The organism is Pseudomonas sp. RC10-4-2, assembly GCF_050433085.1.
Taxonomy (GTDB): Bacteria; Pseudomonadota; Gammaproteobacteria; order Pseudomonadales; family Pseudomonadaceae; genus Pseudomonas; species Pseudomonas aeruginosa.
This window is the reverse complement of record NZ_JBNPXX010000003.1, coordinates 321,866-343,223: the sequence shown is the minus strand read 5'-3', so window position 1 is coordinate 343,223 and position 21,358 is coordinate 321,866. Positions and strand designations below refer to the sequence as shown.

Annotated in this window: 17 protein-coding genes and 2 pseudogenes; 14 read left to right on the top strand and 5 right to left on the bottom strand. The window is 62.5% G+C overall.

Features of this window, described 5'->3' with window-relative positions; translation table 11 throughout:
* Window position 1 precedes the first annotated feature (1 nt).
* Together FHW81_RS17065 and FHW81_RS17060 are read left to right on the top strand one after the other, a co-directional pair.
* Window positions 2-2,404: an efflux RND transporter permease subunit gene (locus FHW81_RS17065; protein ID WP_023082917.1), complete on the top strand. Its 2,403-nt coding sequence runs from the start codon at window positions 2-4 to the stop codon at window positions 2,402-2,404.
* Window positions 2,405-2,414: 10 nt separating this feature from the next.
* Window positions 2,415-3,377 (top strand): WD40/YVTN/BNR-like repeat-containing protein, encoded by a 963-nt coding sequence (locus FHW81_RS17060; RefSeq protein ID WP_024099933.1) that lies wholly within the window; start codon window positions 2,415-2,417, stop codon window positions 3,375-3,377.
* An 84-nt stretch (window positions 3,378-3,461) separates the two neighbouring features.
* Here the strand turns inward: FHW81_RS17060 and FHW81_RS17055 are convergent, their stop codons facing one another.
* The gene (locus FHW81_RS17055; protein WP_058876716.1) at window positions 3,462-4,328 is read right to left on the bottom strand and encodes a phytanoyl-CoA dioxygenase family protein; all 867 of its coding nucleotides are present in this window, start codon (window positions 4,326-4,328) and stop codon (window positions 3,462-3,464) included.
* 240 nt (window positions 4,329-4,568) lie between these two features.
* On the opposite strand from FHW81_RS17055, the gene FHW81_RS17050 reads away from it, so the two are divergent.
* The gene (locus tag FHW81_RS17050; RefSeq protein ID WP_004349757.1) at window positions 4,569-5,822 is read left to right on the top strand and encodes a PucR family transcriptional regulator; all 1,254 of its coding nucleotides are present in this window, start codon (window positions 4,569-4,571) and stop codon (window positions 5,820-5,822) included.
* Window positions 5,823-5,844: 22 nt separating this feature from the next.
* Here FHW81_RS17050 and FHW81_RS17045 read toward each other — a convergent pair whose 3' ends face one another.
* The gene (locus FHW81_RS17045) at window positions 5,845-6,387 is read right to left on the bottom strand and encodes a hypothetical protein (RefSeq protein ID WP_003122765.1); all 543 of its coding nucleotides are present in this window, start codon (window positions 6,385-6,387) and stop codon (window positions 5,845-5,847) included.
* 470 nt (window positions 6,388-6,857) lie between these two features.
* On the opposite strand from FHW81_RS17045, the pseudogene FHW81_RS17040 reads away from it, so the two are divergent.
* Window positions 6,858-7,820: pseudogene (locus FHW81_RS17040) on the top strand (IS3 family transposase).
* Between the two features lie 129 nt (window positions 7,821-7,949).
* Here FHW81_RS17040 and FHW81_RS17035 read toward each other — a convergent pair.
* Both FHW81_RS17035 and FHW81_RS17030 read right to left on the bottom strand, forming a co-directional pair.
* Complete coding sequence (locus FHW81_RS17035) at window positions 7,950-8,576, bottom strand: hypothetical protein (RefSeq protein WP_169311264.1); 627 nt, start codon at window positions 8,574-8,576, stop codon at window positions 7,950-7,952.
* Window positions 8,577-8,753: 177 nt separating this feature from the next.
* On the bottom strand, window positions 8,754-9,395 hold the full coding sequence (locus FHW81_RS17030; protein ID WP_023087971.1) for a hypothetical protein: 642 nt from the start codon (window positions 9,393-9,395) through the stop codon (window positions 8,754-8,756).
* A gap of 418 nt (window positions 9,396-9,813) precedes the next feature.
* Here FHW81_RS17030 and FHW81_RS17025 point away from each other — a divergent pair.
* Window positions 9,814-10,691: pseudogene (locus FHW81_RS17025) on the top strand (IS3 family transposase); the annotation flags it as partial.
* Between the two features lie 65 nt (window positions 10,692-10,756).
* A complete protein-coding gene (locus FHW81_RS17020; protein WP_034072194.1) occupies window positions 10,757-11,578 on the top strand; it encodes a hypothetical protein in 822 nt (273 codons plus the stop codon).
* A gap of 390 nt (window positions 11,579-11,968) precedes the next feature.
* On the opposite strand, the gene FHW81_RS17015 is transcribed toward FHW81_RS17020, so the two are convergent.
* A complete protein-coding gene (locus FHW81_RS17015; RefSeq protein ID WP_004343548.1) occupies window positions 11,969-13,063 on the bottom strand; it encodes an MBL fold metallo-hydrolase in 1,095 nt (364 codons plus the stop codon).
* A gap of 350 nt (window positions 13,064-13,413) precedes the next feature.
* Here FHW81_RS17015 and FHW81_RS17010 point away from each other — a divergent pair, with 350 nt between their 5' ends.
* The 8 genes from FHW81_RS17010 to FHW81_RS16975 all read left to right on the top strand — a co-directional run bounded on the left by FHW81_RS17010 (window position 13,414) and on the right by FHW81_RS16975 (window position 21,356).
* Window positions 13,414-13,776 (top strand): hypothetical protein, encoded by a 363-nt coding sequence (locus tag FHW81_RS17010; protein WP_003089210.1) that lies wholly within the window; start codon window positions 13,414-13,416, stop codon window positions 13,774-13,776.
* Between the two features lie 49 nt (window positions 13,777-13,825).
* Entirely contained in the window at window positions 13,826-14,566 is a 741-nt protein-coding gene (locus tag FHW81_RS17005) for an SDR family NAD(P)-dependent oxidoreductase (protein ID WP_003117250.1), read from the top strand.
* Window positions 14,567-14,781: 215 nt separating this feature from the next.
* A complete protein-coding gene (locus FHW81_RS17000) occupies window positions 14,782-15,501 on the top strand; it encodes an MOSC domain-containing protein (RefSeq protein ID WP_106120662.1) in 720 nt (239 codons plus the stop codon).
* 117 nt (window positions 15,502-15,618) lie between these two features.
* A complete protein-coding gene (locus FHW81_RS16995; protein ID WP_003089218.1) occupies window positions 15,619-16,215 on the top strand; it encodes a hypothetical protein in 597 nt (198 codons plus the stop codon).
* Window positions 16,216-16,742: 527 nt separating this feature from the next.
* Entirely contained in the window at window positions 16,743-18,179 is a 1,437-nt protein-coding gene (locus FHW81_RS16990; RefSeq protein ID WP_003111160.1) for an undecaprenyl-phosphate glucose phosphotransferase, read from the top strand.
* On the top strand, window positions 18,179-19,645 hold the full coding sequence (locus tag FHW81_RS16985; protein ID WP_003113717.1) for a mannose-1-phosphate guanylyltransferase/mannose-6-phosphate isomerase: 1,467 nt from the start codon (window positions 18,179-18,181) through the stop codon (window positions 19,643-19,645). The genes FHW81_RS16990 and FHW81_RS16985 overlap by 1 nt, the downstream gene beginning before the upstream one ends.
* Entirely contained in the window at window positions 19,645-20,556 is a 912-nt protein-coding gene (locus FHW81_RS16980; protein WP_003120154.1) for a glycosyltransferase family 2 protein, read from the top strand. The genes FHW81_RS16985 and FHW81_RS16980 overlap by 1 nt, the downstream gene beginning before the upstream one ends.
* A gap of 29 nt (window positions 20,557-20,585) precedes the next feature.
* Window positions 20,586-21,356: a polysaccharide biosynthesis/export family protein gene (locus FHW81_RS16975; protein ID WP_003089227.1), complete on the top strand. Its 771-nt coding sequence runs from the start codon at window positions 20,586-20,588 to the stop codon at window positions 21,354-21,356.
* Window positions 21,357-21,358: the final 2 nt, after the last annotated feature.

The window sequence follows — 21,358 nt, the reverse complement described above, 5'->3', positions numbered from 1 at the left end:
CGTGAACGGTTCTGTAAAGCTACCTGAGGCCCCGACACGTGGCCTGTTGTCATATGTCGAAGGTGTGTTGTTCAGGCATCGCCGGCTGGTGCTGGCGAGCCTGGCGGTATTCACGCTGATCATGGGCTGGTTCGCCGTACAGCTGCGCATGGATGCCGGCTTCGAAAAGCAATTGCCGGTAGGCCACGAATACATCGAGACATTCGAGGCCTACCGCAATGACCTGCTGGGGGCGAACCGACTGACCATCGTGGTCAAGGCCCGAGAGGGCGATATCTGGAGCGCCCCGGGCCTGAAGCGGCTGTATGACGTCACCCAGGCGGTGACCTTCCTCCCGGGAGTATCGCGCAGCAGCGTGCGCTCCCTGTGGACGCCCAACGCCTTCGTCAACGAAATCACCGAGGAAGGTTTTCGTGCTGATCCGCTGGTACCCGGAACGGTTTCTCCCGAGCACCTGGATGACCGGATCATCGCGAAGATCGCCAATTCCACTGCCCAGGGCGGCTTCATCGGTACGCTGGTTTCCCGGGACCAGAGCAGCGCGATGATCACGGTGGAACTCAACGAGTACGATAGCCAGGGCGCCCATCTGGACTACGTAACCTTCAACCATCGGCTGGAGAAAGAGATCCGCCAGCGCTTCGAAGACGGCGATTTCGAAATCCAGATCATCGGTTTCGCCAAGCAGATCGGCGACATCGCCGACGGAGCTTCAGCCGTGCTGGAGTTCTGTTTGCTGGCGTTGCTGCTGACGGCGGGGGCGGTGTACTGGTATTGCCACTCGCTGCGTTTCACCTTGCTGGCGTTGGTCTGTTCGCTGGCCTCGCTGGTCTGGCAGTTCGGCAGCCTGCGCCTGTTGGGCTACGGGCTCGATCCGCTGGCAGTGCTGGTGCCCTTCCTGGTGTTCGCCATCGGGGTTTCCCATGGCGTGCAGCAAATCAACTTCATCGTGCGCGAGATCGCCATCGGCAAGAGCGCCGAAGAGGCGGCACGCTCGAGCTTCACCGGGTTGCTGGTTCCCGGGACGCTGGCGCTGGTGACCGCGCTGGTTTCCTTCGTGACGCTGCTGTTGATCCCGATCCCGATGGTGCGGGAACTGGCGATCACGGCTTCGCTTGGCGTGGCCTACAAGATCGTCACCAACCTGGTGATGCTGCCGTTGATGGCGTCGTTGCTGCGCGTCGACGACAAGTACGCAGCCGCCCAGGAGGTTTCCCGGCAGCGTCGCAGCCGTTGGCTGCGGGGCCTGGCCCGGCTCGCCGAGCCACGCAAGGCGCAGTGGGTGCTCGGCGCAGCCTTGGCGGTGTTCCTGGCGGCGATCTGGCAAAGCCATGACCGCGTCGTCGGCACGCTGCAGGCGGGTGCGCCGGAGTTGCGCGAGGACTCGCGCTTCAATCGCGACGCGGTCTCCATCGCCAGCAACTACGACATTGGCCTGGACTGGCTCAGCGTGGTGTTCGAAGTCGACAAGGCTCCTTCCGAGGTGGCCTGCGAGGATGTTGCCCTGGGCCAGTACCAGGATCGTTTCGTGTGGGCCATGCAGGGGGTGCCCGGCGTCCTCTCGGTCGCGTCCTTTTCCACCACCATGCGTCAGTTCAACGAGGGCTACAACGAAGGCAACCCGAAGATGGCGGCGGTGCCCATCGACCCGATGAACTACGCCGCGCTGGCCACCGAGGTTGCGCGAACCCCCGGGCTGATGCGCACCGATTGCAGCATGTCGGCCGTGCACCTGTACCTTGCCGATCACAAGGCCACGACCATCAACCGAGTGGTGGACGCCGCCAAGGCCTTCCGCAGCGAGTATCCGATGTCAGGCATTTCGATTCGCCTCGCCTCCGGCAACGCCGGCGTCCTGGCAGCGATCAACGAAGAGGTGGAGAAGAGCGAAACCCCCATGCTGCTTTACGTCTATGCCGCCATCGCCTTGCTGGTGTTCGTGGTCTATCGCGACTTGCGGGCAGTCCTGGTGTGTTGCCTGCCGCTGACCATCGGCACCTTCATTGGCTACTGGTTCATGAAGGAGCTGCAGATCGGCCTGACCATCGCCACCTTGCCAGTGATGGTGCTGGCAGTGGGCATTGGCGTCGATTACGCCTTCTACATCTACAACCGCCTGCAACTGCACCTGGCCCATGGCCAGACGATCACCAAGGCGGTGGAGTACGCGCTGCTCGAGGTGGGCGTCGCCACCATTTTCACCGCCATCACCCTGGCCGTTGGCGTGGCCACCTGGGCCTTCTCGGAGCTCAAGTTCCAGGCCGACATGGGCAAGCTGCTGGCCTTCATGTTCGTCGTCAACATGGTCATGGCCATGACCGTGCTGCCGGCCTTCGCCGTATGGCTGGAGCGGGCGTTCCCGCGCAAACGTCCCGTGCGCATGATCGGCGCGCTGGTGCACTGAGGAGAGAAGCATGAAGTTCAGGGTTTCATTCACCGCGGCCTTGCTCGCAGCAGGATTGCCGCTGATGTCTCTCCAGGCCGCGCCGTTGCAGACCGTGCCGGCCGTGCAGGCGGGCAATGCCACGCAGGCCACCATGCTGGCCGCCGGCTGGGCCGGAGAGCGGGTGGTTGCCGTGGGCGACCACGGTGTCGTGTTGTTGTCCGACGACCAGGGCAGGCAGTGGCGCCAGGCACGCTCGGTCCCACTATCCACGCCATTGACGGGTGTGTCCTTCGTGGATGCCAGGCACGGCTGGGCGGTGGGTCACTGGGGGGCGATCCTGTCCACCGCCGACGGCGGGGAATCCTGGCAGGTCCAGCGCCTGTCGAGCGAAGAAGACCGGCCGCTGTTCGCCGTGCATTTTTTCGATGCCCGGCAGGGCGTTGCGGTAGGGCTCTGGTCGTTGGTGCTGACCACCGAGGATGGCGGCAAGACATGGACGGAGCAGCCGTTGCAAGCGCCTCCAGGAGCCAAGCGGGTCGACCTCAACCTGATGGGGCTGTTTGCCGACAACCACGGCACCCTGTACGCCACGGCCGAGCATGGGCAGGTGCTGCGCTCCGACGACCAGGGGAAGAACTGGCGTTACCTGGATACCGGCTATGAGGGCACCCTGTGGTCTGGCGCGGTGCTGGCCGATGGGCGTCTGCTGCTGGGTGGTCAGCGTGGCACCCTGTTGCAGGGCTCTGCCGATGGCAAGGCTTTTCGCAGAGTGCCGACGCAAGGCAAGGGCTCGGTCACATCCATAGCAGTGGCTGGCGCTCGGGTATTGGCGGTCGGGCTTGACGGACTGAAGGTACGGAGCAGGGATGGTGGAAACAGTTTCCAGGAAGCACCGTCGGCTGACGGCCTTTCGCTGACGGCGGCACTGTTCAACGCCGACGGCACGCCGCTGCTGTTTTCACGTCGCGGAGTAATGCCCCGCCAGGAATGAAAGTGTTCACCGGCCTCTTTGCTTGTCCGGGGACGCGGTTGGGCCTGGCGCCTTCGGGGCCAGGCCGGCCAGCGTGGAAGGCTTCTAGAGCTGGAGATAGTCGGCCAGGTCTGCGTAGTTATGTTGCCACAGGCCTGGGCTGCCATTGGGGTACTGGGAGCGGAAGCCGAGGATCTTCTGAACGCGCGGAGCAAGCGTTCTGACCAGTTCGAGCGGCACGATCAACGGGTAGGCCTCTTCAGGCGTGATGATCGAAGCCTGCATCGGGATGGTCAGCCCGCGACGGTAGAAGTCAGCGGTCACGTTGGCCCCGCCGCCATGAACGACTTTCCCGCCGAACAGCACGGCATCTCCTGCTTTCAACAGGGCAGGGATCGTCATTTCTGGGGTTCCTACATCGTCGAAGTCATCCCAGTCCTGGCTCCCGGGGATCAAGCGCGTGGCACCGTTTTCCTCGGTGAAATCGGTCAGCGCCAGCATCAGGTTGGTGATGGTGCGCGGCGCATGTTTATTCATGGCCACGAACGGTTGGTACTGCGCCATGTCGCGGTGCAGCATTTGCGCTTTGTTGCCTGGGCCGATCTCGATCAACTGGGCCGTGGTCAGCCACCAATCACCGCACTCCGCGGCGTAGAGCACGTTCCCCAGGTCGTGAAAGAGGTCGTCATCAAGGATCTCCTCGCGAAAGGTCTTGCTGTGGGTGACGAGGTTGGTGAGCCGTTTGGTCTGGCGGCCATGGAACTCGACGATCAGCTCGTGCTGGTGCTTGGAGCCGGCCTCGAGCGCGGCCAGGGGAGCGTCCAGTTCGTTGTTGATCCGTGCGACTTGTTCGGGGGTCATGAAGTTGCGGATGATCACCGCACCTGCCTGGTCGCTCAGCAGTGCAATCTCTTGCGCTGGAGTCGAGCGGGTTACGACGGGCAGGCTGAAGGTATCGCGAGAGGCTGACATTGAAAGAACTCCGGATTGAAGGAACGGTTGGCGCAGGCGGGTCGCTGCCCGGGCAACGGGCACCGGCGAACAAGCCCGCTTGCCACTGCGCTAAACCCCAAAAAAAAGAACATGGAGCGTCACGGCGCCTCCTTGTATTTTTTGTTCAGGCAGTGAGTTCATGCTAGGTTCCCCCCAACCTTGCGCCAAGGTACGAACTGCACCATTTCCTCTGTGATTTTTGAGTGATTTGCACCGCCCATGACCAGTACGCCATCCTCCTGGCCACGCCCATCGGAAGCCGTTCGTGAACTCATGCGCAAAGGCGCCGAGCTCGCTCAGACGCTGCCGCCGGAGTGGGTCGAGCGCCTCAATCAGGCGCTGTTCTCTTCACCGGAAGATGCCAAGCTGCTGGAGGACCCGGTCATCCTCGCGGCGTGCCGGCGCGCCAACCGCGCAGAGTTGCTGCATTGGGCGAACGCCAATCTGCAGCGCCCCGGAGAACCGGTGCAACCCTACGTCTCGGCCGACATGGTGGACACGGCCAGGGAACTCGCCCGCAGAGGGCTGTCCGAGCTGCTGATGAATGTCGCGAGGTCGACACAGAACACCGCCTGGGAGCTATGGATGAAGATGGCCTTCAACCTGACGCAGGATCCCAGGGTGCTTGAGGAATTCCTGGAGGTCTCGTCGCGGTCCATCTCGGAGTTCATCGACAGCAACATGCGTGTGGTGACCCAGATCATCCTCGAAGAAAAGAGCGCCCAGGCCCATGACGACCCGATCGACAAACGAAGCCTGGTCAGTCGGCTGCTCGAGGGCAGGGATGTGGATACGGAGCAATTCGGCAGGCGGCTGGGCTACAGCCTTTTCCAGAAGCACTACGCCGGCCTGGTCTGGTGCGAAAGCCCGGACGCCGAGATCCGCCTTCTGGAGGATGTGGCGCGTACCCTGGCGCAACTCACGGGCACGGCGGCGCCGTTGATCGTATTCGCCGGCCCCGCGACCCTGTGGGTCTGGAGCCATGCGGCGAAACCGCTGGACCTGAACCTGCTGCAAGGCATCGCACTGCGGTTTTCAGGGATTCGCGCGGCAATCGGCTCGCCGGGCACGGGAGTCAATGGCTTCCGTCGCTCGCATCTGGAGGCACTGACGACGCAAAGGCTGATGGGCCGCCTGGCGGGCGCACCCGCCGTTGCCACCATCGACCAGGTGAGGATGGTGTCGCTGATGACCCAGGACGACCGCGCGGCCAGGCAGTTCGTCTTGAGCACCCTGGGGCGTCTGGCGACGGAGCCTTCGGTGCTTCAGCGCTCGCTGCACGCCTTCCTGGCCAATGGCTGCAATGTCACCCAGACCGCAGAAGCGCTGGGCACGCATCGCAACACATTGCTGCGCCGGCTGGAGCGTGCCCAGGACCTGTTGCCCGTCCGGCTTGCCGATCATCGCATTCAGATCGCCGCGGCCCTTGAACTGGTGATCTGGAGTACTCCCCTGATCGATGATGATAAATAACCATAAAGACCGAACGCGCTCTTCACAGTAAAAAGGATGCCCCGGTCAGGAAAAGACCGCCAATAAGGAAGAGGGTGATCAGACGAGTGCTGAGCCTGAGAGGAGGCTGATGCTCGACAGTCTTGTCCAGGGCGAAATAAAGCTTTCTGAGTATTTGCCGCTCATCGATATCGTCTGCATCGAATATTGAATCGATCACCGAGTCCGCGCTTGGAAATGGGTTATGCAAGAGCGGAGCGACATCGAATGCACTTTTCTGGAGCGCCCGCGCGGAAAGCAGAGCCGAAGTGACCAGGGCCGCAAGCGCTGCGATAGCAAGAACCACCTCCAGGGGAGTGATCATGCTGATACTGGCCGAAGTGCCAAAGCGAAGCATGGTCCCATATAGAGTTATCACGCCGGCGAGGGCACCGAGTGACAACGTGAACATGAGGCGAAGGTAGACCGTCACCAGGTTCCTTGAGGAAGAAACCTGCTCAAGATAGATTTTCACCAGTGCTTCAATGGTCAGTCGGCGCGCTTCGAATACAAGCCGACGCTCGTCGGGGGAGGGGCTAGGTGACATCCGTCGTCCTTCTGCTATGGTTGCCTGCTCGTTTCATCTTCGAATAGAAAGATGAGTCCCGCCAGAGCACTTTTTGAATATTCAATGCAGGACGGCGCTTGCTGCAGCAGCGCCGTCATCGTCAATGGAACATACCTACAATTTCATCTTCATGTCATGTTCCGGTTTCGACTCAAGACAGCGGACGTCGTCCCAATGCATTCAACGTCGATCTATCCATTCGACTGTTGATTGCCAATCCATTGTCCAGACGGAGTGCCAGAGCAGCCGGCAGGCTGCGAATATGCGGCATAGATGGACCGTCATGGCTGCGGGACATTCAGCGAGAGGATGAGTATTTGCTCATGACGGGCCCGTATCGGCGATACAGCATTTCATGCAGTGGGCTCCGTGCAGAGGCGGTGACCTGCCCCCCGGTTTCAGTACCACGTCAAACTTAGTAGAGTCCGTTTTCCGAGCAGGAGACGGCAGTGAAAAAGCGTTTTATCGAAGAGCAGATTCTCGACTTCCTCAAGCAGGCGGAGGCCGGTGTGCCGGTGAAGGAACTGTGTCGCCGACACGGCTTCAGTGATGCCTCGTTCTACACCTGGCGGGCCAAGTTTGGCGGTATGACCGTGGCGGACGCCAAACGGTTGAAGGATCTTGAACTGGAAAACAGCCGATTGAAGAAATTGCTCGCCGAGGCCCACCTCGACATCGAGTCGCTGAAAGTGGTCGCCCGGGGAAAAGGGTAAGCCCGACAGCACGGCGGGAGGCGGTGCAGGAGATGCAGGCGCGAACCGGCATCTCCGAGCGTCGTGCCTGTCAGTTGATCGGGCTGTCCCGCTCGGTGTTGTGCTACCAGCCGCGAGCCAGTGTGCAAAACACCGAGCTGCAAGCCCAACTGGTGGAACTGGCCCAAGAGCGCCGGCGCTTTGGCTATCGCCGCCTGCACATCCTGCTGCGGCGTGCTGGCGTGCAGGTCAACCACAAGCGGATCTATCGCCTGTACCGCGCTGCCGGCTTGATGGTGAAACGGCGGCGCCGCCGCCATGGCGTCGCGGTGGAGCGCGAACGCCTGAGTTTGCCGAGCGCACCAAACCAAGTCTGGTCGATGGACTTCGTCTTCGATGCACTGAGCAACGGGCGGCGGATCAAATGCCCTATCAGCGCGACATCAAGCTGAAGCTGATTCAGCCTGGTAAGCCCACGCAGAATGCCTTCATCGAGTCGTTCAACGGTAAGTCCGGGACGAATGCCTCAATGAGCACTGGTTCTGTTCGCTGGCCGAAGCGAGAATCCGCATCGCGGCCTGGCGGCGGGATTACAACGCACACCGACCGCACAGCGCGATTGGCAATCCCACCCCGGCAGAATTTGCTGCAAGTTGGCGAACTCGCCAGCAGCAGCTGAAGCAGGAAAAATTAATATCAACCCCAGGGCCTACTAACTAGGCAGCGGTACTAAAACTGGGGGCAGGTCACTGCAACGCGGGCACATTGACTGCCTTGATCATCACACCTACCCAGTCTTACGCCAAGATGTTTTGGTCGGCCTACTGATGCCCCCTACCGTAACGTCATTCAGAGCAACTTGCGCTGACTTGCTTCTTCCAGAGTGCTCCGTGCCAACTTGGCCAAGATCTCATCAGTCGATTCGTTGAAGGGCAGGGCGAACACCAGCAGTAGCTGCGTCCAGGTAGTCGTTATCTCCCGTTTGACCACGCGTCCTTGTTCCTTGCCATTGGCATCGAAGAAACGAGTCTCCATGATCCACTCATTGTCAAAGGTTCCCGGAATCACCAGTAAAGTAGCGCCTGAGAGGATCGCCAGAAGCATGCTGCCGGTTTCATGGTTGCTAACCTTCACCTTGGCGTAGACGTCCGCAGTATTGAGTCCGAGCGCGACTTGCTCGAACGCTTGACTGCTCTGGTACTCTTTGATCAGCAGTCTCTCCAGGCGAGGTAGATTGAATCCGCGCTGACTGGGGGTACCGTTGAACTGATAGTCGGTATCGACCTTGAGGCTGACGGTGGGCTTGGCCGAGTTCAGTGGAATCGGCCAAGCGCTGGCGTCTGCCTGCTGCTGGTGCGAATAGGAAATGCAGCCGGTGAGTTGCAGGCAGAGAGCGCCTAATAGCGCGAGGTGGTATTTCTTCATCAGTCTTGCGCGAGAAACCTCGTCCTTGGGCGAGGAGGGATAGCGCGTCACGCGAAGCGTGACCCTGCTCTCGCTGCCTCCTTCTGGGGGGTGCTATCGGTAGGGTGTGAGAAAAAGGCGTAGCCATCGGCCTTCTGGATGATCTTGCAGTGGCTAATGCTTTGAATCGCCGTTGTTGCTGTTTGGATGGTGAAACTACCGGTTTGGCGGACTGCAACCGTTCCCTGGTCAATCCGGCTTGCTTTCACAAGGCTCCCCCTCAGGGCAGGGCAACTGCGCAGTGGCATCCTTCAGCAGCGACTCCACCAGTTGAGTGAGTTGCACACTGCCCAGGGAGAAGGCGGCATAGTCGTGATCCCAGAGGCCTGTGTTCTGCTGGACGTCCAGTGCTTTGTGGCTGCTGGCCAGCGCCTTGCCCTCAGCGTTTTCGATCAACAGGTCACCGACCAGATCGTACTTGTCCACGTAGATTGGGCCGTTCACCCAGATCCATGCAGTCAGTGTCAGCAGGGCACCTGGGATATAGCCAGGATGCGGGGTTCGCTTGCCTTCTAGCGAGGAGAAGCTGAACTTCAACACAACGTCATTGCCTTCGACCTTCGCTGGAAAGCTGATCAAGCGCCCGAAATACTCACCGCGCTCGACATGCTGCCCGATCTGTTGGGTCAGGGCCGCGCTGACGGTGCGGCGCCAGTCAGCATTGGTAATTTTCCTGTCGGTGATCTGTACCTCTTCCACCTGAACAGCGTGCGGGTAGGTGCTTTGCGCTGTTTCTGAAGGTGCGCCGATGGGACCGGCGGGATGGAACGAAACACACCCGCCCAGACCAAGCATCAGCAAACCAGTGAGTGGTGGCAGAGTCGAACGCACGGTCTCTCCTTGAACTACCCGCAACTCTGGTCGTTGCATCGAGAGGGTAGTGATGATTTACGGATATCAAGAAATGACGGAAAGCAAGGGAAGAGCATTGCGGGGCGACTTCCTTATCGCTACGTCATCGCTTCCTGGCAGCAAGCGATGCAGGTGGCTGCATTATGCCATTATGCCCTTCTTGTGTCAGGCCCTGAAGGGGAGAGAGGATTACAACGAGGAACATCCGCAGCGCACTGAACTACCGCTCGCCGCTGCGCAATTGCGCTTACTTGACCACCTGATTGCATTTGACTAGACCAAGCATTTGCATCGGATCTGAGACCGGCAGAGAACGACCAATAGCTAGCTTTGAAGGGCAGTTTGTAATCCCGGACACCGATTTAGGCGACAATCCTTGCCGTGAGAGAGGTGTCTGATGAGCAAGCAACGACGTACGTTTTCCGCCGAGTTCAAGCGAGAGGCCGCGCCCCTGGTGTTGGACCAAGGCTACAGCCATATCGACGCCTGCCGTTCGCTGGGTCGGCCTTGCGCCGTTGGGTGAAACAGCTCCAGCAGGAGCGCGACGGCGTGACCCCGAAGAGCAAGGCGCTCGCCCCAGAACAGCAGAAGATCCAGGAGCTGGAGGCTCGGATCAACCGGCTGGAGCGGGAGAAAGCGATCCTAAAAAAGGCTACCGCTCTCTTGATGTCGGACAAACTCGATAGTCGGTGGAAGTGGTCTGTTCAGCTTTCGATGTGGCGCGGTCTTGCTACTACGTCCACCGTCTTCGACGTCGTCGGGTCGATGCGCGCCGCGTTGATGCGTGAGCTGGGCCTGGTCAGCAAGCAACCGGGCTCGCACGCCTATAGACAGGCCATGGTTGAGCGGCCGGATATCCCGAATCGGCTGAACCGCGAGTTCGCGGTCCAGCGTCCCAATCAGGTGTGGTGTGGCGACATCATGTACATCTGGGCGCAAGGCCGCTGGCATTACTTGGCGGCGGTGCTGAATCTGCAGGCACGGCGGGTGATCGGCTGGGCGTTCTCGGCCAAGCCGGATGCCGAGCTGGTGATCAAGGCCCTGGACATGGCCTACGAACAGCGCGGCAAGCCACAATAGGTGCTGTTCCATTCGGATTCAGCCAGTTACGCCAGCCGCTTGTTCCGGCAGCGACTGTGGCGCTACCGGATGCAGCAGAGCATAAGCCGCCGGGGGAACTGCTGGGACAATTCGCCGATGGAGCGTCTGTTCCGCAGCCTGAAGTCGGAATGGGTCCCGCCGACTGGCTACCTGACGGCGCAGGAAGTCCAGCGGTACCACCTGCGGTGGCCGAAGAAAAACTCAACCCACTGTCCGGGATGGGTTGACCACTACAAACGGTGTTCACCGATTTCATCGTTCGGAACGCATCGTCTCTCAAGGGCAAGCTGTGGCAGTCAACGAGCGCAGACTGGTCGCTGCAACAGTATCTTCTGAGCTCCACCAGTATCAGTAATGACGTGCTCAAAATATTGCTCGATGGCGTCGTGCTTCAAGACCTATCAATGATAAAAGCAGCGCTACCTGAAGGGCGGTGGGTCATGCTGGTAGCCTCATCATTTCTGCCATACAGCTCGGAAGTCAGGGAGATCGTACTGAATACTTGCCCACATCTCGAAGGCCAGTACCTGGTTGAACGGTGGGATCTAGCAAAGGCAGAGATCGATATCAGTTCTCTCCAGCTCGACTCGATGCTCACTCTGAGCAAAAGCAAAGCGCTGCCACTCACACAGAAAATTCAGATGTGGTCAGGGCTTAGCCTAGAGACGATTGAAAGCAAACCGGAAGCGGTTCCAGAGCTCGGCCGTGTATCTATGCTGGCCAATAAAGCTGGCGAAAGGTTTGCTGATCCGCTGATGCCTGTGCTGCGACATCTGGTTCGCAACGCGAGCCTAACCTCGGAGCAGCGCTCTGAAATGCTGACACAATGTCTTCCTGGGATGAAGTGGCCGGAGGTTGCCGCAGCTCTAGGGTTGCTCGACGATGAGGACTTCAAAACCGTGAGCGCGAAGGTCAAGAAGATCAAGGTAAGAAACACCGAGTCAAACCGGAGGTTAGTCAACGAGATGAGATCTGAGGGGTACTTGGCAACGGTGAGCTCAGAGGACGACGTCATCATCGCAACCACCAGGCCCTCGGCAATGACATCTGAGGACGCCTGAGCGTTGAAGGTAGCAGCTTAGCGACCACCGTACAGCGCCAGATCGGGCTTGATGCTGACCTGCGTGGGAACAACTCGACCCTCGCACATGGCTTCTCTGGCTGTTCGTAAAAGCAGCATGGACGAGGGGAGTGCTGACGTAAATCGAAGGGCTGTTCTGTGCCAACAGGTAGGCGATTCTGGAGCTCTACCGTAGATACAAACCAACGCGGTAGCCCCTTAGCCTTGACGCTTTAGGACTGAATCATCCTGGCTTCTAACATAGCATTTAATTTAACATAATATACATTATGCGAATCTACAGGTTCACAGGACCTAGAGCAGCATCACGCATTTCGAAGCGACTCCATGGCGGCTTCCGTCTGGAGCCCTCGTGCGATCGCTCGCCGACCTAGCTTCTGCAACAGCCGTAACCCTGCACCTGCGTTTCGCTGTCGACCACTTCGCGCCACCAGCGTCGGCCGGCATGCGGTGCTTGCAGGTCGATCCGCTCGCCCATCATCGGCGTGGAAACCCGCACGCCGTGTTCGGTGGCCAGTTCGAGTATCCGTTCGAACGGCTCGTACCAGGCATGCATGGCCAGGTCGAAGGTGCCGTTGTGGATCGGCAGCAGCCAGCGCCCGCCAAGATCCCGGTGAGCCTGGAGGGTCTGCTGCGGGTGCATGTGCACGTACGGCCAATGTTCGTTGTAGGCGCCGGTTTCCAGCATGGTCAGATCGAACGGTCCGTAGCGGCGGCCGATTTCGGCGAAACCATCGAAGTAACCGCTGTCTCCGCTGAAGAACAGCTTCAGTTCGGCGCTTTCGATCACCCAGGAACACCACAGCGTACGGTTCCCATCATGTAGCCCACGGCCTGAGAAGTGCTGTGCCGGCGTGGCAGTCAGGCGCAAACCGCCAGCCTCGATACCTTGCCACCAGTCCAGTTGGCGCACCTTGCCTGGCGGTACGCCCCAGGCCAGCAGGCGGTCGCCTACGCCGAGCGGCGCCAGGAACAGTTCGACGAGCGGGACCAGGGCCTTGATCGCGGCGCGGTCCAGGTGGTCGTAGTGATCGTGGGAAAGAATTACCCCACGGATCGGCGGGAGATCCGCCAATGCCACCGGCGGCGCATGGAAACGCTTCGGCCCGGCGAACGGCAACGGCGAGGCGCGCTCGGAAAATACCGGGTCGGTCAACCACCAGCTACCGGCCAGTTTCAGCAGCAAGGTCGAATGACCCAGGCGGAACAGACTGCCATCGACGGTCGCATCGAGCTCGGCACGACTCGGGCTGAGCACGGGTAAAGGCTGCCGCGGGACGGTGCTTCTCGGCTTGTTGAAAAGCGCGTTCCAGAGCACCCGGGCACCGGGTGCCGGCATGTCCGCCGGCCTGGGGCTGAGATTGTGGAAACGCCCCTGGCGCAATTGCGGGGAATCGTGATGTCCGCCGATGGCGGCTCGCCGTATCGAGGGAAGTTTCAAAGCGTCATTATTCCTGTCTGGCATTTCGACAACCGTAGCGCAGCCGCCGACATTCGTTCGCGGTCACTATTGGGCATCCTCCCCTCCTCGTCATTGCCTATTCCTCGGGAGTCCTTGCCCGATCGTGCGGGCCTGCTCAAACGGTCGAATGCCCCGCTCGCCCCGATCGTTGAGCGTCATCGACGAGGCCGTTCCGAAGCGCCCGAAGCTGTCATCGGCGCAGAGTCAAATCGACTCCATGCGGAGTCATTACGACCGCAAAAAGACCGTGTCAATATGACTCATAAACCTTCAAATCATTGATCTACATCAATAAAAAACCTGGCATGGGAAATGGAAAGCCAATGGCGACTCCTTCCCATTCAGGATTTCCCATGAAACGCATGCTCCCGCTCATCGCACTGGCCCTGGCAACCACGACTCCCCTCGCCCACACCGCCGAAGTGATTTCCGCAGATAGGGACCGAACGGTCGGCTACGGCGCTGGCGGCGTGGTTGGCGTCATGGTCGGCGCGGCCCTCGGCGGTCCCCTGGGCGCTATCGCCGGGGCCGCGCTGGGAGCCCTGGGAGGCGCCTCCGTCCAGCAGGCAACCGGTCTGAGCGAAAACGCCTACACCGTTCGCTACGAGGACGGCACGACCGAACGCTTCCGCTCTCCCAACGCCCGGTTCGACGCCGGCGACCAGGTGCAGGTACAGGGCATCCGCCTCATCCCTGCCCCGTCGCTCTCGCGTTGATCCATCCCTATCGAAGATCCGTATCTCCATCACCCCACGAGGGATTCCCATGAGTGAATTCAACGACCGGTTCGCCGTCGTCACCGGCGCGAGTTCCGGCATCGGCCTGAAACTGACCGAAACGTTGCTCGGGCACGGCGCGACTGTCCTGGCGATGGCAAGGCGCGAAGGACCGCCGGAAAGCCTGCACGCCCACTCCGGCAAGCGTCTGCACTGGCTGGCGGGCGACGTCACCCGCGAACGGGACCTGGACGCCCTGGCTTCGCGTGCCGCGTCCATCGGCCCCGTCGATTACCTGGTACCCAACGCCGGCATCGCCCAGCTCGCCGACGGCCTGGACAGCCTGGCGTTCGAGCAGCAGTGGCGGGTCAACGGCGCCGGGGCGCTGAACACCTTTTCCGTGCTCAGCCGGCAAACGAGCAAACCGGCCAGCGTAGTCTTCATCGGTACCTTCCTCAGCCAAGTGACCTTCCCCGGGCTCGCCGCCTACATCGCTTCCAAGGCGGCCCTGATCGCCCAGGCCAGGACGCTGGCGGTGGAATGGGCAGAAAAAGGCGTGCGGATCAACCTCGTCTCCCCCGGCCCTACCGCCACCCCGATATGGGCGTCGCTGGGCCTGAGCGATGCCCAGGCGGAGTCTGTCACCCGGAGCATCAACCAGCGCCTGGTCGACGGCAGCTTCCTCAGCCCCGGGGAAATCGTCGACGTGGTGATGTTCCTGCTGTCGTCGAAATCCGCCGGGCTCTACGGCCAGGAGTTGATCGTCGACAAGGGCTACGGGCTGCGCTGAGGGCCGCCGATGCCGGACGTCGTATCGCGACGTCCGGCGCCTTTGCGGTTTCCTGTCGGGACCCCACGGCAGCTCAACTAGGGGGCCTGGATGCCCCCGGCTCGCCGAGGCTATCGACGCATCCGGAGGGTCTGGCGGCTTGACAGCGGGCGAAGGCTTGGCGGACTCTATATTGTATTTAGTCGATACCATCTTGCATCTTAGAGAACCCTCCCATGCCCCTGCCTGCCCTACCCCTGGATGCCCTTCTCACCGGCTGCGCCCGGCCCTTCACCCGCCCCGGCTCGCGCAGCGGCATCGCCAAGTCTCCGCGCGACGGTGCGCTCAGGGTCACCCCCGTCGGCCTGGAAGGCGACGAACAGGGCGACCTGCGCGTCCATGGCGGCGTCGAGAAAGCGATCCACCATTACCCACGCGAATACTACGCCGCCTGGATCGCCGAACTGGGCGAACACCCCCTGCTGATGCAGGCGGGCGCCTTCGGCGAGAACTTCAGCACCAGCGGCTGGAGCGAAGCCGACGTCTGCCTCGGCGACCGCGTGCGGGCCGGGACCGCGCTGCTGGAAGTGTCCCAGGGGCGCATGCCCTGCTGGAAGCTCAACGACCGCTTCGAGGTCGCCGGGATGTCCCTGAGGGTGCAGGAGTCCGGGCGCACCGGCTGGTACTACCGGGTGCTGGAGGAAGGCGTGGTGGCGGCTGGCGATATCCTGCAACTGGTCGAACGGCGCCATCCGGACTGGTCGTTGTTGCGCCTGTCCGAGGTGCTGTTCGACAGGCGGGCCGACGCCGAGCTGCTGCGCCAGTGCCTGGCGCTGCCGCTGACGCCATCCTGGCGGCGCACCCTGGAGCGGCGCCTGGAAAAAGGCCAGGTCGAGGACTGGGGGCCGCGCCTGGAGGGAGCCCCCGGCCAGGCCGAGACGCCCAGGCCGACCTGAGGAAGCGCCGACGCCCCCCGCAGGCAGGGAATCGGCCTGGGGATGCATGGAGTGCCGGAAAGCGGGTATAAAGCGCCAGCGTTAAGCGACCCAGACGTCTGCCAAAGGACCCCTTTCATGCTGCGGCTCTCGATGCCGGCCCTGCTCCTGGCTCTTGCCGGCTGCGCCACCAAGCCCCCCGCCAATCCCGACAACCTCTGCGAGATCTTCCGCGAAAAACCGAAATGGCACGAGGCGGCGCTGAAGATGCAGCAGCGCTGGGGCGCGCCGGTCCAGGTGCCGATGGCGATGATGTACCAGGAATCTTCCTTCAAGCATGACGCCCTGCCGCCGCGCTACTACTTCCTCGGTTTCATCCCCTGGGGCCGGGTCAGCTCCGCCTACGGCTACGCCCAGGCCAAGGACGAGACCTGGGCCGACTACAAGCGCGAGGCCGGCGGCTGGGGCGCCAGCCGCGACGACTTCGCCGACGCCCTGGACTTCATGGGCTGGTACATCCAGAAGAGCCAACGGGTCAACGGCGTCTCCAAGTGGGACGCCTACGGCCAGTACCTGAACTACCACGAGGGCTGGGGCGGCTACCGCAACCGCAGCTACGACGCCAAGCCATGGCTGAAGAACGTCTCGCAGAAGGTCCAGTCCCGCGCCTCGCTGTTCGGCGCCCAGTACCGCAGTTGCCAGCAGGAGCTGTCGCGCGGCGGCTGGTTCTGGTAGCCCGGTCCGCGCACGCCGCGGGCTCGAACCTCTTCCGCCTTCGACGAGGGTAGCGTCCGCCAAGACGGCCCCAAGCTGGATCGGCACGCTCGAACGGCCATCCTGCGTCATGGAACCGCAGGCGCATCCTGCCCAGGCAGCCCGCAGCGCCAGTGAACAGGCGGGTCGTCGAACCGGCGGCTGGCCACCTGGCCGAGCGGCCTGCCCTCACCTTTCACCCCGCTTCGCTTCCCAGGCCAGAGCGCTCGCGGATTGGCAGCGTCAGATTTCCTCGTCTACTGTTTGGATAAAAGTTTGGCGCCAGAAATACGTCAATAAATTGACTAAAAAAACTTACCCAGACTACGGATATTTCCCTGGGAATGCTAAGATAGCTATCACAAAGCCACTATCGACGAATGAACCTATTCGACGGGAAAATGACTAAACCGCGTGGCAAATGAAAAATAGTCACTAAATTGACGCTTCACCGCCTTGCTCTTCCCTATCCACTCAATGGACTGCCCGTGATCGGCAGAGCAAACAACATGCATTCGAAGTCGGTAGATAGCCTGTCGCTGACACGGGCTGGATTCATCGAGTACTTCCTGGTCGCGACCAAGCTGGTACACGCGCTCACCGCCATCGCCCCGGCGCTGTTCCTGCTGTACTACCCCGGCCTGGTTCCCGTGGAGCTGCGCAGCAACATGCTCGGGCTGCTGCTGTTCTTCGGCGCGCTCACGGTGATCATGTTCCAGGCACTGGACGTCTACTCCGACGATATCTTCAGCAACCGCCTGCGCTTCCGCATCATGTTCTTCGCCTGGGCCTCGGCGTTCTGCCTGCTGTTGTTCATGTACCAGGGCCTGGGCCTGTTTCCCTACCTCAGCAGCAAGCTGGTGATCTTCTGGTTCACCGGCAGCCTGCTGCTGTTCGGCGTGCAGCGCCTGCTGGTGCTGCGCCTGTACCGGGCCTGGATGAAACGCGGCATGTACCTGCAACGCACGGTGATCCTCGGCTTCACCGAGAGCGGCATGCACCTGGCCGAATACCTGGTACGCAACCACGACATCCGCTCCGGCATCATCGGCTTCATCGACGACCGCTCCGAGCGGGTCCCGGAGAACTACAACTCGCTGCCGCTGCTGGGCAACACCAAGGACCTGGAGAAACTGATCCGCCAGGAACAGGTCGACCAGGTGCTGGTCGCCCTGCCCTGGTTCGCCGAGGGGCGCATCGGCGCCATCGTCCACCGCCTGCGGCAATTGCCGGTGAACGTCCTGCTGGTGCCGGACATGGCTGCCTTCCGGCATGCCCACAACCGCATCGTCGACGTTTCCGGGATCCCCATGTTCAACGCGTCCGAGCTGCCGCTGCGCGGCTGGTCGCCGCTGATCAAGCGCTGCGAGGACCTGGTCCTGGCGAGCATCGCGCTGGTCCTCTTCGCCCCGCTGATGGCCCTGGTGGCCCTGGCGATCAGGCTCGACTCCAAGGGGCCGGTACTGTTCCGGCAGAAACGCTACGGCTACAACAACCGGCTGATCTGGGTCTTCAAGTTCCGCTCGATGTACACGGAAAGGACCGACGCCAACGCCGAACGCCAGACCACCCGCGACGACGACCGCATCACCCGGGTCGGCCGCTTCATCCGCAAGACCAGCATCGACGAGCTGCCGCAGCTGTTCAACGTGCTCGCCGGCAGCATGTCGATGGTCGGCCCGCGCCCCCACGCCACGGCGACCAAGGCCGCCGGCATTCCCTTCGAGGAGGCGGTCAGCGAATACAGCTCGCGCCACCGGGTCAAGCCCGGCATCACCGGCTGGGCGCAGATCAACGGCTACCGCGGTGAGACCGACACCCTGCACAAGATCAAGAAACGCGTGGAATACGACCTCGAATACATCGCCAAGTGGTCGGTGTGGTTCGACCTCTACATCCTGTTCCGTACGGTGCCAGCCGTACTCCTGACCAAGGAAGTCTACTGATGAACGCCGTCGCCCCGCTGATCCCCTGCATCGTTTCCGGCGGTTCCGGGACCCGCCTGTGGCCGGTTTCCCGGGAGAGCATGCCGAAACCCTTCATGCGCCTGGCCGATGACCAGAGCCTGTTGCAGAAGACCTTCCTGCGTATCGCCGGGCTGCCGGACGTCGCCCGCCTGCTCACGGTGACCAACCGCGATCTGCTGTTCCGTACCCTGGACGACTACCGCGCGGTCAACCGCAGCGGCCTGGCCCAGGACCTGCTGCTGGAGCCGGTGGGACGCAATACCGCGCCGGCCATCGCCGCCGCCGCGCTGCATGTGCAGGAGCACTTCGGCGACCAGGCGCAGTTGCTGATCCTTCCCGCCGACCACCTGATCCGCGACGAGCAGGCCTTCGCCGCGGCGGTGGCCGAGGCTCGCGGACTCGCGGCCCAAGGCTACCTGGTGACCTTCGGCATCACCCCGGAGCGCGCCGAGACCGGCTTCGGCTATATCGAACAGGGCGCCCCGCTGGGCAACGGCTTCCGGGTCGCACGCTTCGTCGAGAAACCCGACCAGGCCACCGCCCAGTCCTACCTGGACAGCGGCAAGTACCTGTGGAACGCCGGCATGTTCTGCTTCCAGGCCGCCACCGTGTTGCAGGAACTGGAGCGCCACGCGCCGGAGGTGCTGATCGCCGCCCGCGCCGCCCTGGCCGACGGCAGCAGCCTGGAGAACGGCCAGTGCCGCCAGCGCGAGCTGGCCGCCGGGGCCTTCGCCGAGGCGCCGGACATCTCCGTCGACTACGCGCTGATGGAGCGCTCGGACAAGGTCGCCGTGGTGCCCTGCTCCATCGGCTGGAGCGACATCGGCTCCTGGCAGGCGCTGCGCGAACTCAGCGCGGCGGACGAGAACGGCAACCAGGTACGCGGCGAAAGCGTGCTGCACGACGTCAGCAACTGCTACATCGATTCGCCGAAGCGCCTGGTCGGCGCCGTCGGCGTGCACGACCTGATCATCGTCGACACCCCCGACGCCCTGCTGGTGGCCGACGCGGCGCGCAGCCAGGACGTCAAGTTCGTCGCCCAGGAACTCAAGCGTCGCGGCCACGACGCCTTCCGCCTGCACCGCACGGTCAGCCGGCCCTGGGGCACCTACACCGTGCTCGAGGAAGGCCGCCGCTTCAAGATCAAGCGCATCGTGGTGCGCCCCAAGGCTTCGCTGTCGTTGCAGATGCACCACCATCGCAGCGAGCACTGGATCGTGGTCAGCGGCATGGCGCTGGTGGAGAACGGCGAGCGCGAGTTTCTCCTCAACACCAACGAATCCACCTTCATCCCCGCCGGGCATAGCCACCGCCTGAGCAACCCAGGGATCATCGACCTGGTGATGATCGAGGTACAGAGCGGCGAGTACCTCGGCGAGGACGACATCGTCCGCTTCAACGACATCTACGGTCGCGCCCCCGCCAGCGACGAGAAGAAAGCCTGATGCGCTGCGCCCTGGTCATTCCCACGCGCAACGCCGGCGCGCACCTGGACCGGCTGCTGCCGGCCCTGGTCGCGCAACGGCGGCAGCCGGACAGCATCCTGGTGGTGGACAGCCGCTCCAGCGACGACACGGTGGAGCGCTTCCGCGCCTTCGGCGCGCGGGTCGAGGTCATCGAGCCGGCCAGCTTCAACCACGGCGGAACGCGGCGCTGGGCCAGCCAGCAGGTCGAGGCCGACGCGCTGATCTACCTGACCCAGGACGCCATTCCCGCCTCGCCCGACAGTTTCGCCAACCTGCTCGACGAACTCTATGCCGAGGCCGACATCGGCGTGGCCTACGGCCGCCAGTTGCCGCACCCCGGCGCCGGCCTGCTCGGCGCCCAGGCGCGGCGCTTCAACTACCCGCCGGAAAGCCGCAGCAAGCGCCTGGCCGACGCCTCGGAACTGGGGATCAAGACCTGCTTCAGTTCCGACTCGTTCTCCGCCTACCGCAGCGACGCCCTGGCGGCCGTCGGCGGCTTCCCCGAAGACGTCATCGGCAGCGAGGACGCCTACGTCGCCGCGCGCCTGCTGCAGGCCGGCTACGCGGTGCGCTACGCGGCCAGCGCCGAGGTCTACCATTCCCACGATTACCGCTTGCTGGAAGAGTTCCGCCGCTATTTCGACATCGGCGTGTTCTACGGCCGCGAGCGTTGGATACGTGCCGCCTTCGGCGGCGCGGGTGGCGAGGGCAAGCGCTATGTCCTCGCCGAGATACAGGCCTTGCGTGCCGCCGGTGCCCTGTATCGCGTACCTGAAATAGCGCTGCGTAGCGCGTTCAAGCTGCTCGGCTACCGCCTTGGCCAGCTGGAACGCCACCTGCCGGTCGCCCTCAAGCGCCGCATCAGCATGTTTCCAGGCTACTGGAAGTGAACATCATGACCTACAGGAAGTGCTCCCTCATGAAACGCACCCTCCTCATGCTCGCCATGCTCGCCCTGGCCGCATGCAACACCCCCGCACGGATTCCCGCACCGGACAGCGACACCGTGGACAGCGGCAAGCGTGCCCTGGAAGAACTCGCCAGGCTACCGCCGGCGATGGAGCGGGTGCGTGTCGGGGACACCCTGCGGATCGTCCGCGATGCCGGGGAGATGCCGACCCTCTCGGCGTTCAACGTCGCCACCATCTATGAACTGACGCTGTACACCGTGCTCAACGACGGCAGCATCTACTATCCGTTCATCGGTCGCATCCAGGCCGCGCACCGCACGCCGCAGGAAATCGCCAACGAGCTGACCACCAAGCTCGCGCCGATCTACCGCGAGCCGCGGGTCACGGTGAACATCAACCAGGCGCCGGGCAATACGGTGTTCGTCGGCGGCGCGGTGCGCAACCCGTCGGCCGTGCCGATCCCCGCCGCCAACAATATGGAGCAGGCGATCCTCGGCGCCGGCGGCATCCTGCCGGTGGGCGACGCCCGCCGCGTGGCGCTCATGCGCGAGGACTCGGAAGGCCGCTACCACGCCTACTTCCTCGACTTCAGCCAGTTGATGAAGATCGGGCCGGAAGGCCGCAAGCCCCTGGCCATGCAGCGTGGCGACATCGTCTTCGTGCCCAAGTCGATGGTCGGCGACCGTATCGAGGGCGTCGACGTCTACCTGAACCAGTTGCTGCCCTTCGCCAAGTCCATCGGCGTCGGCGTCAGCTACACCGTCAACAACGATCGCTGAGG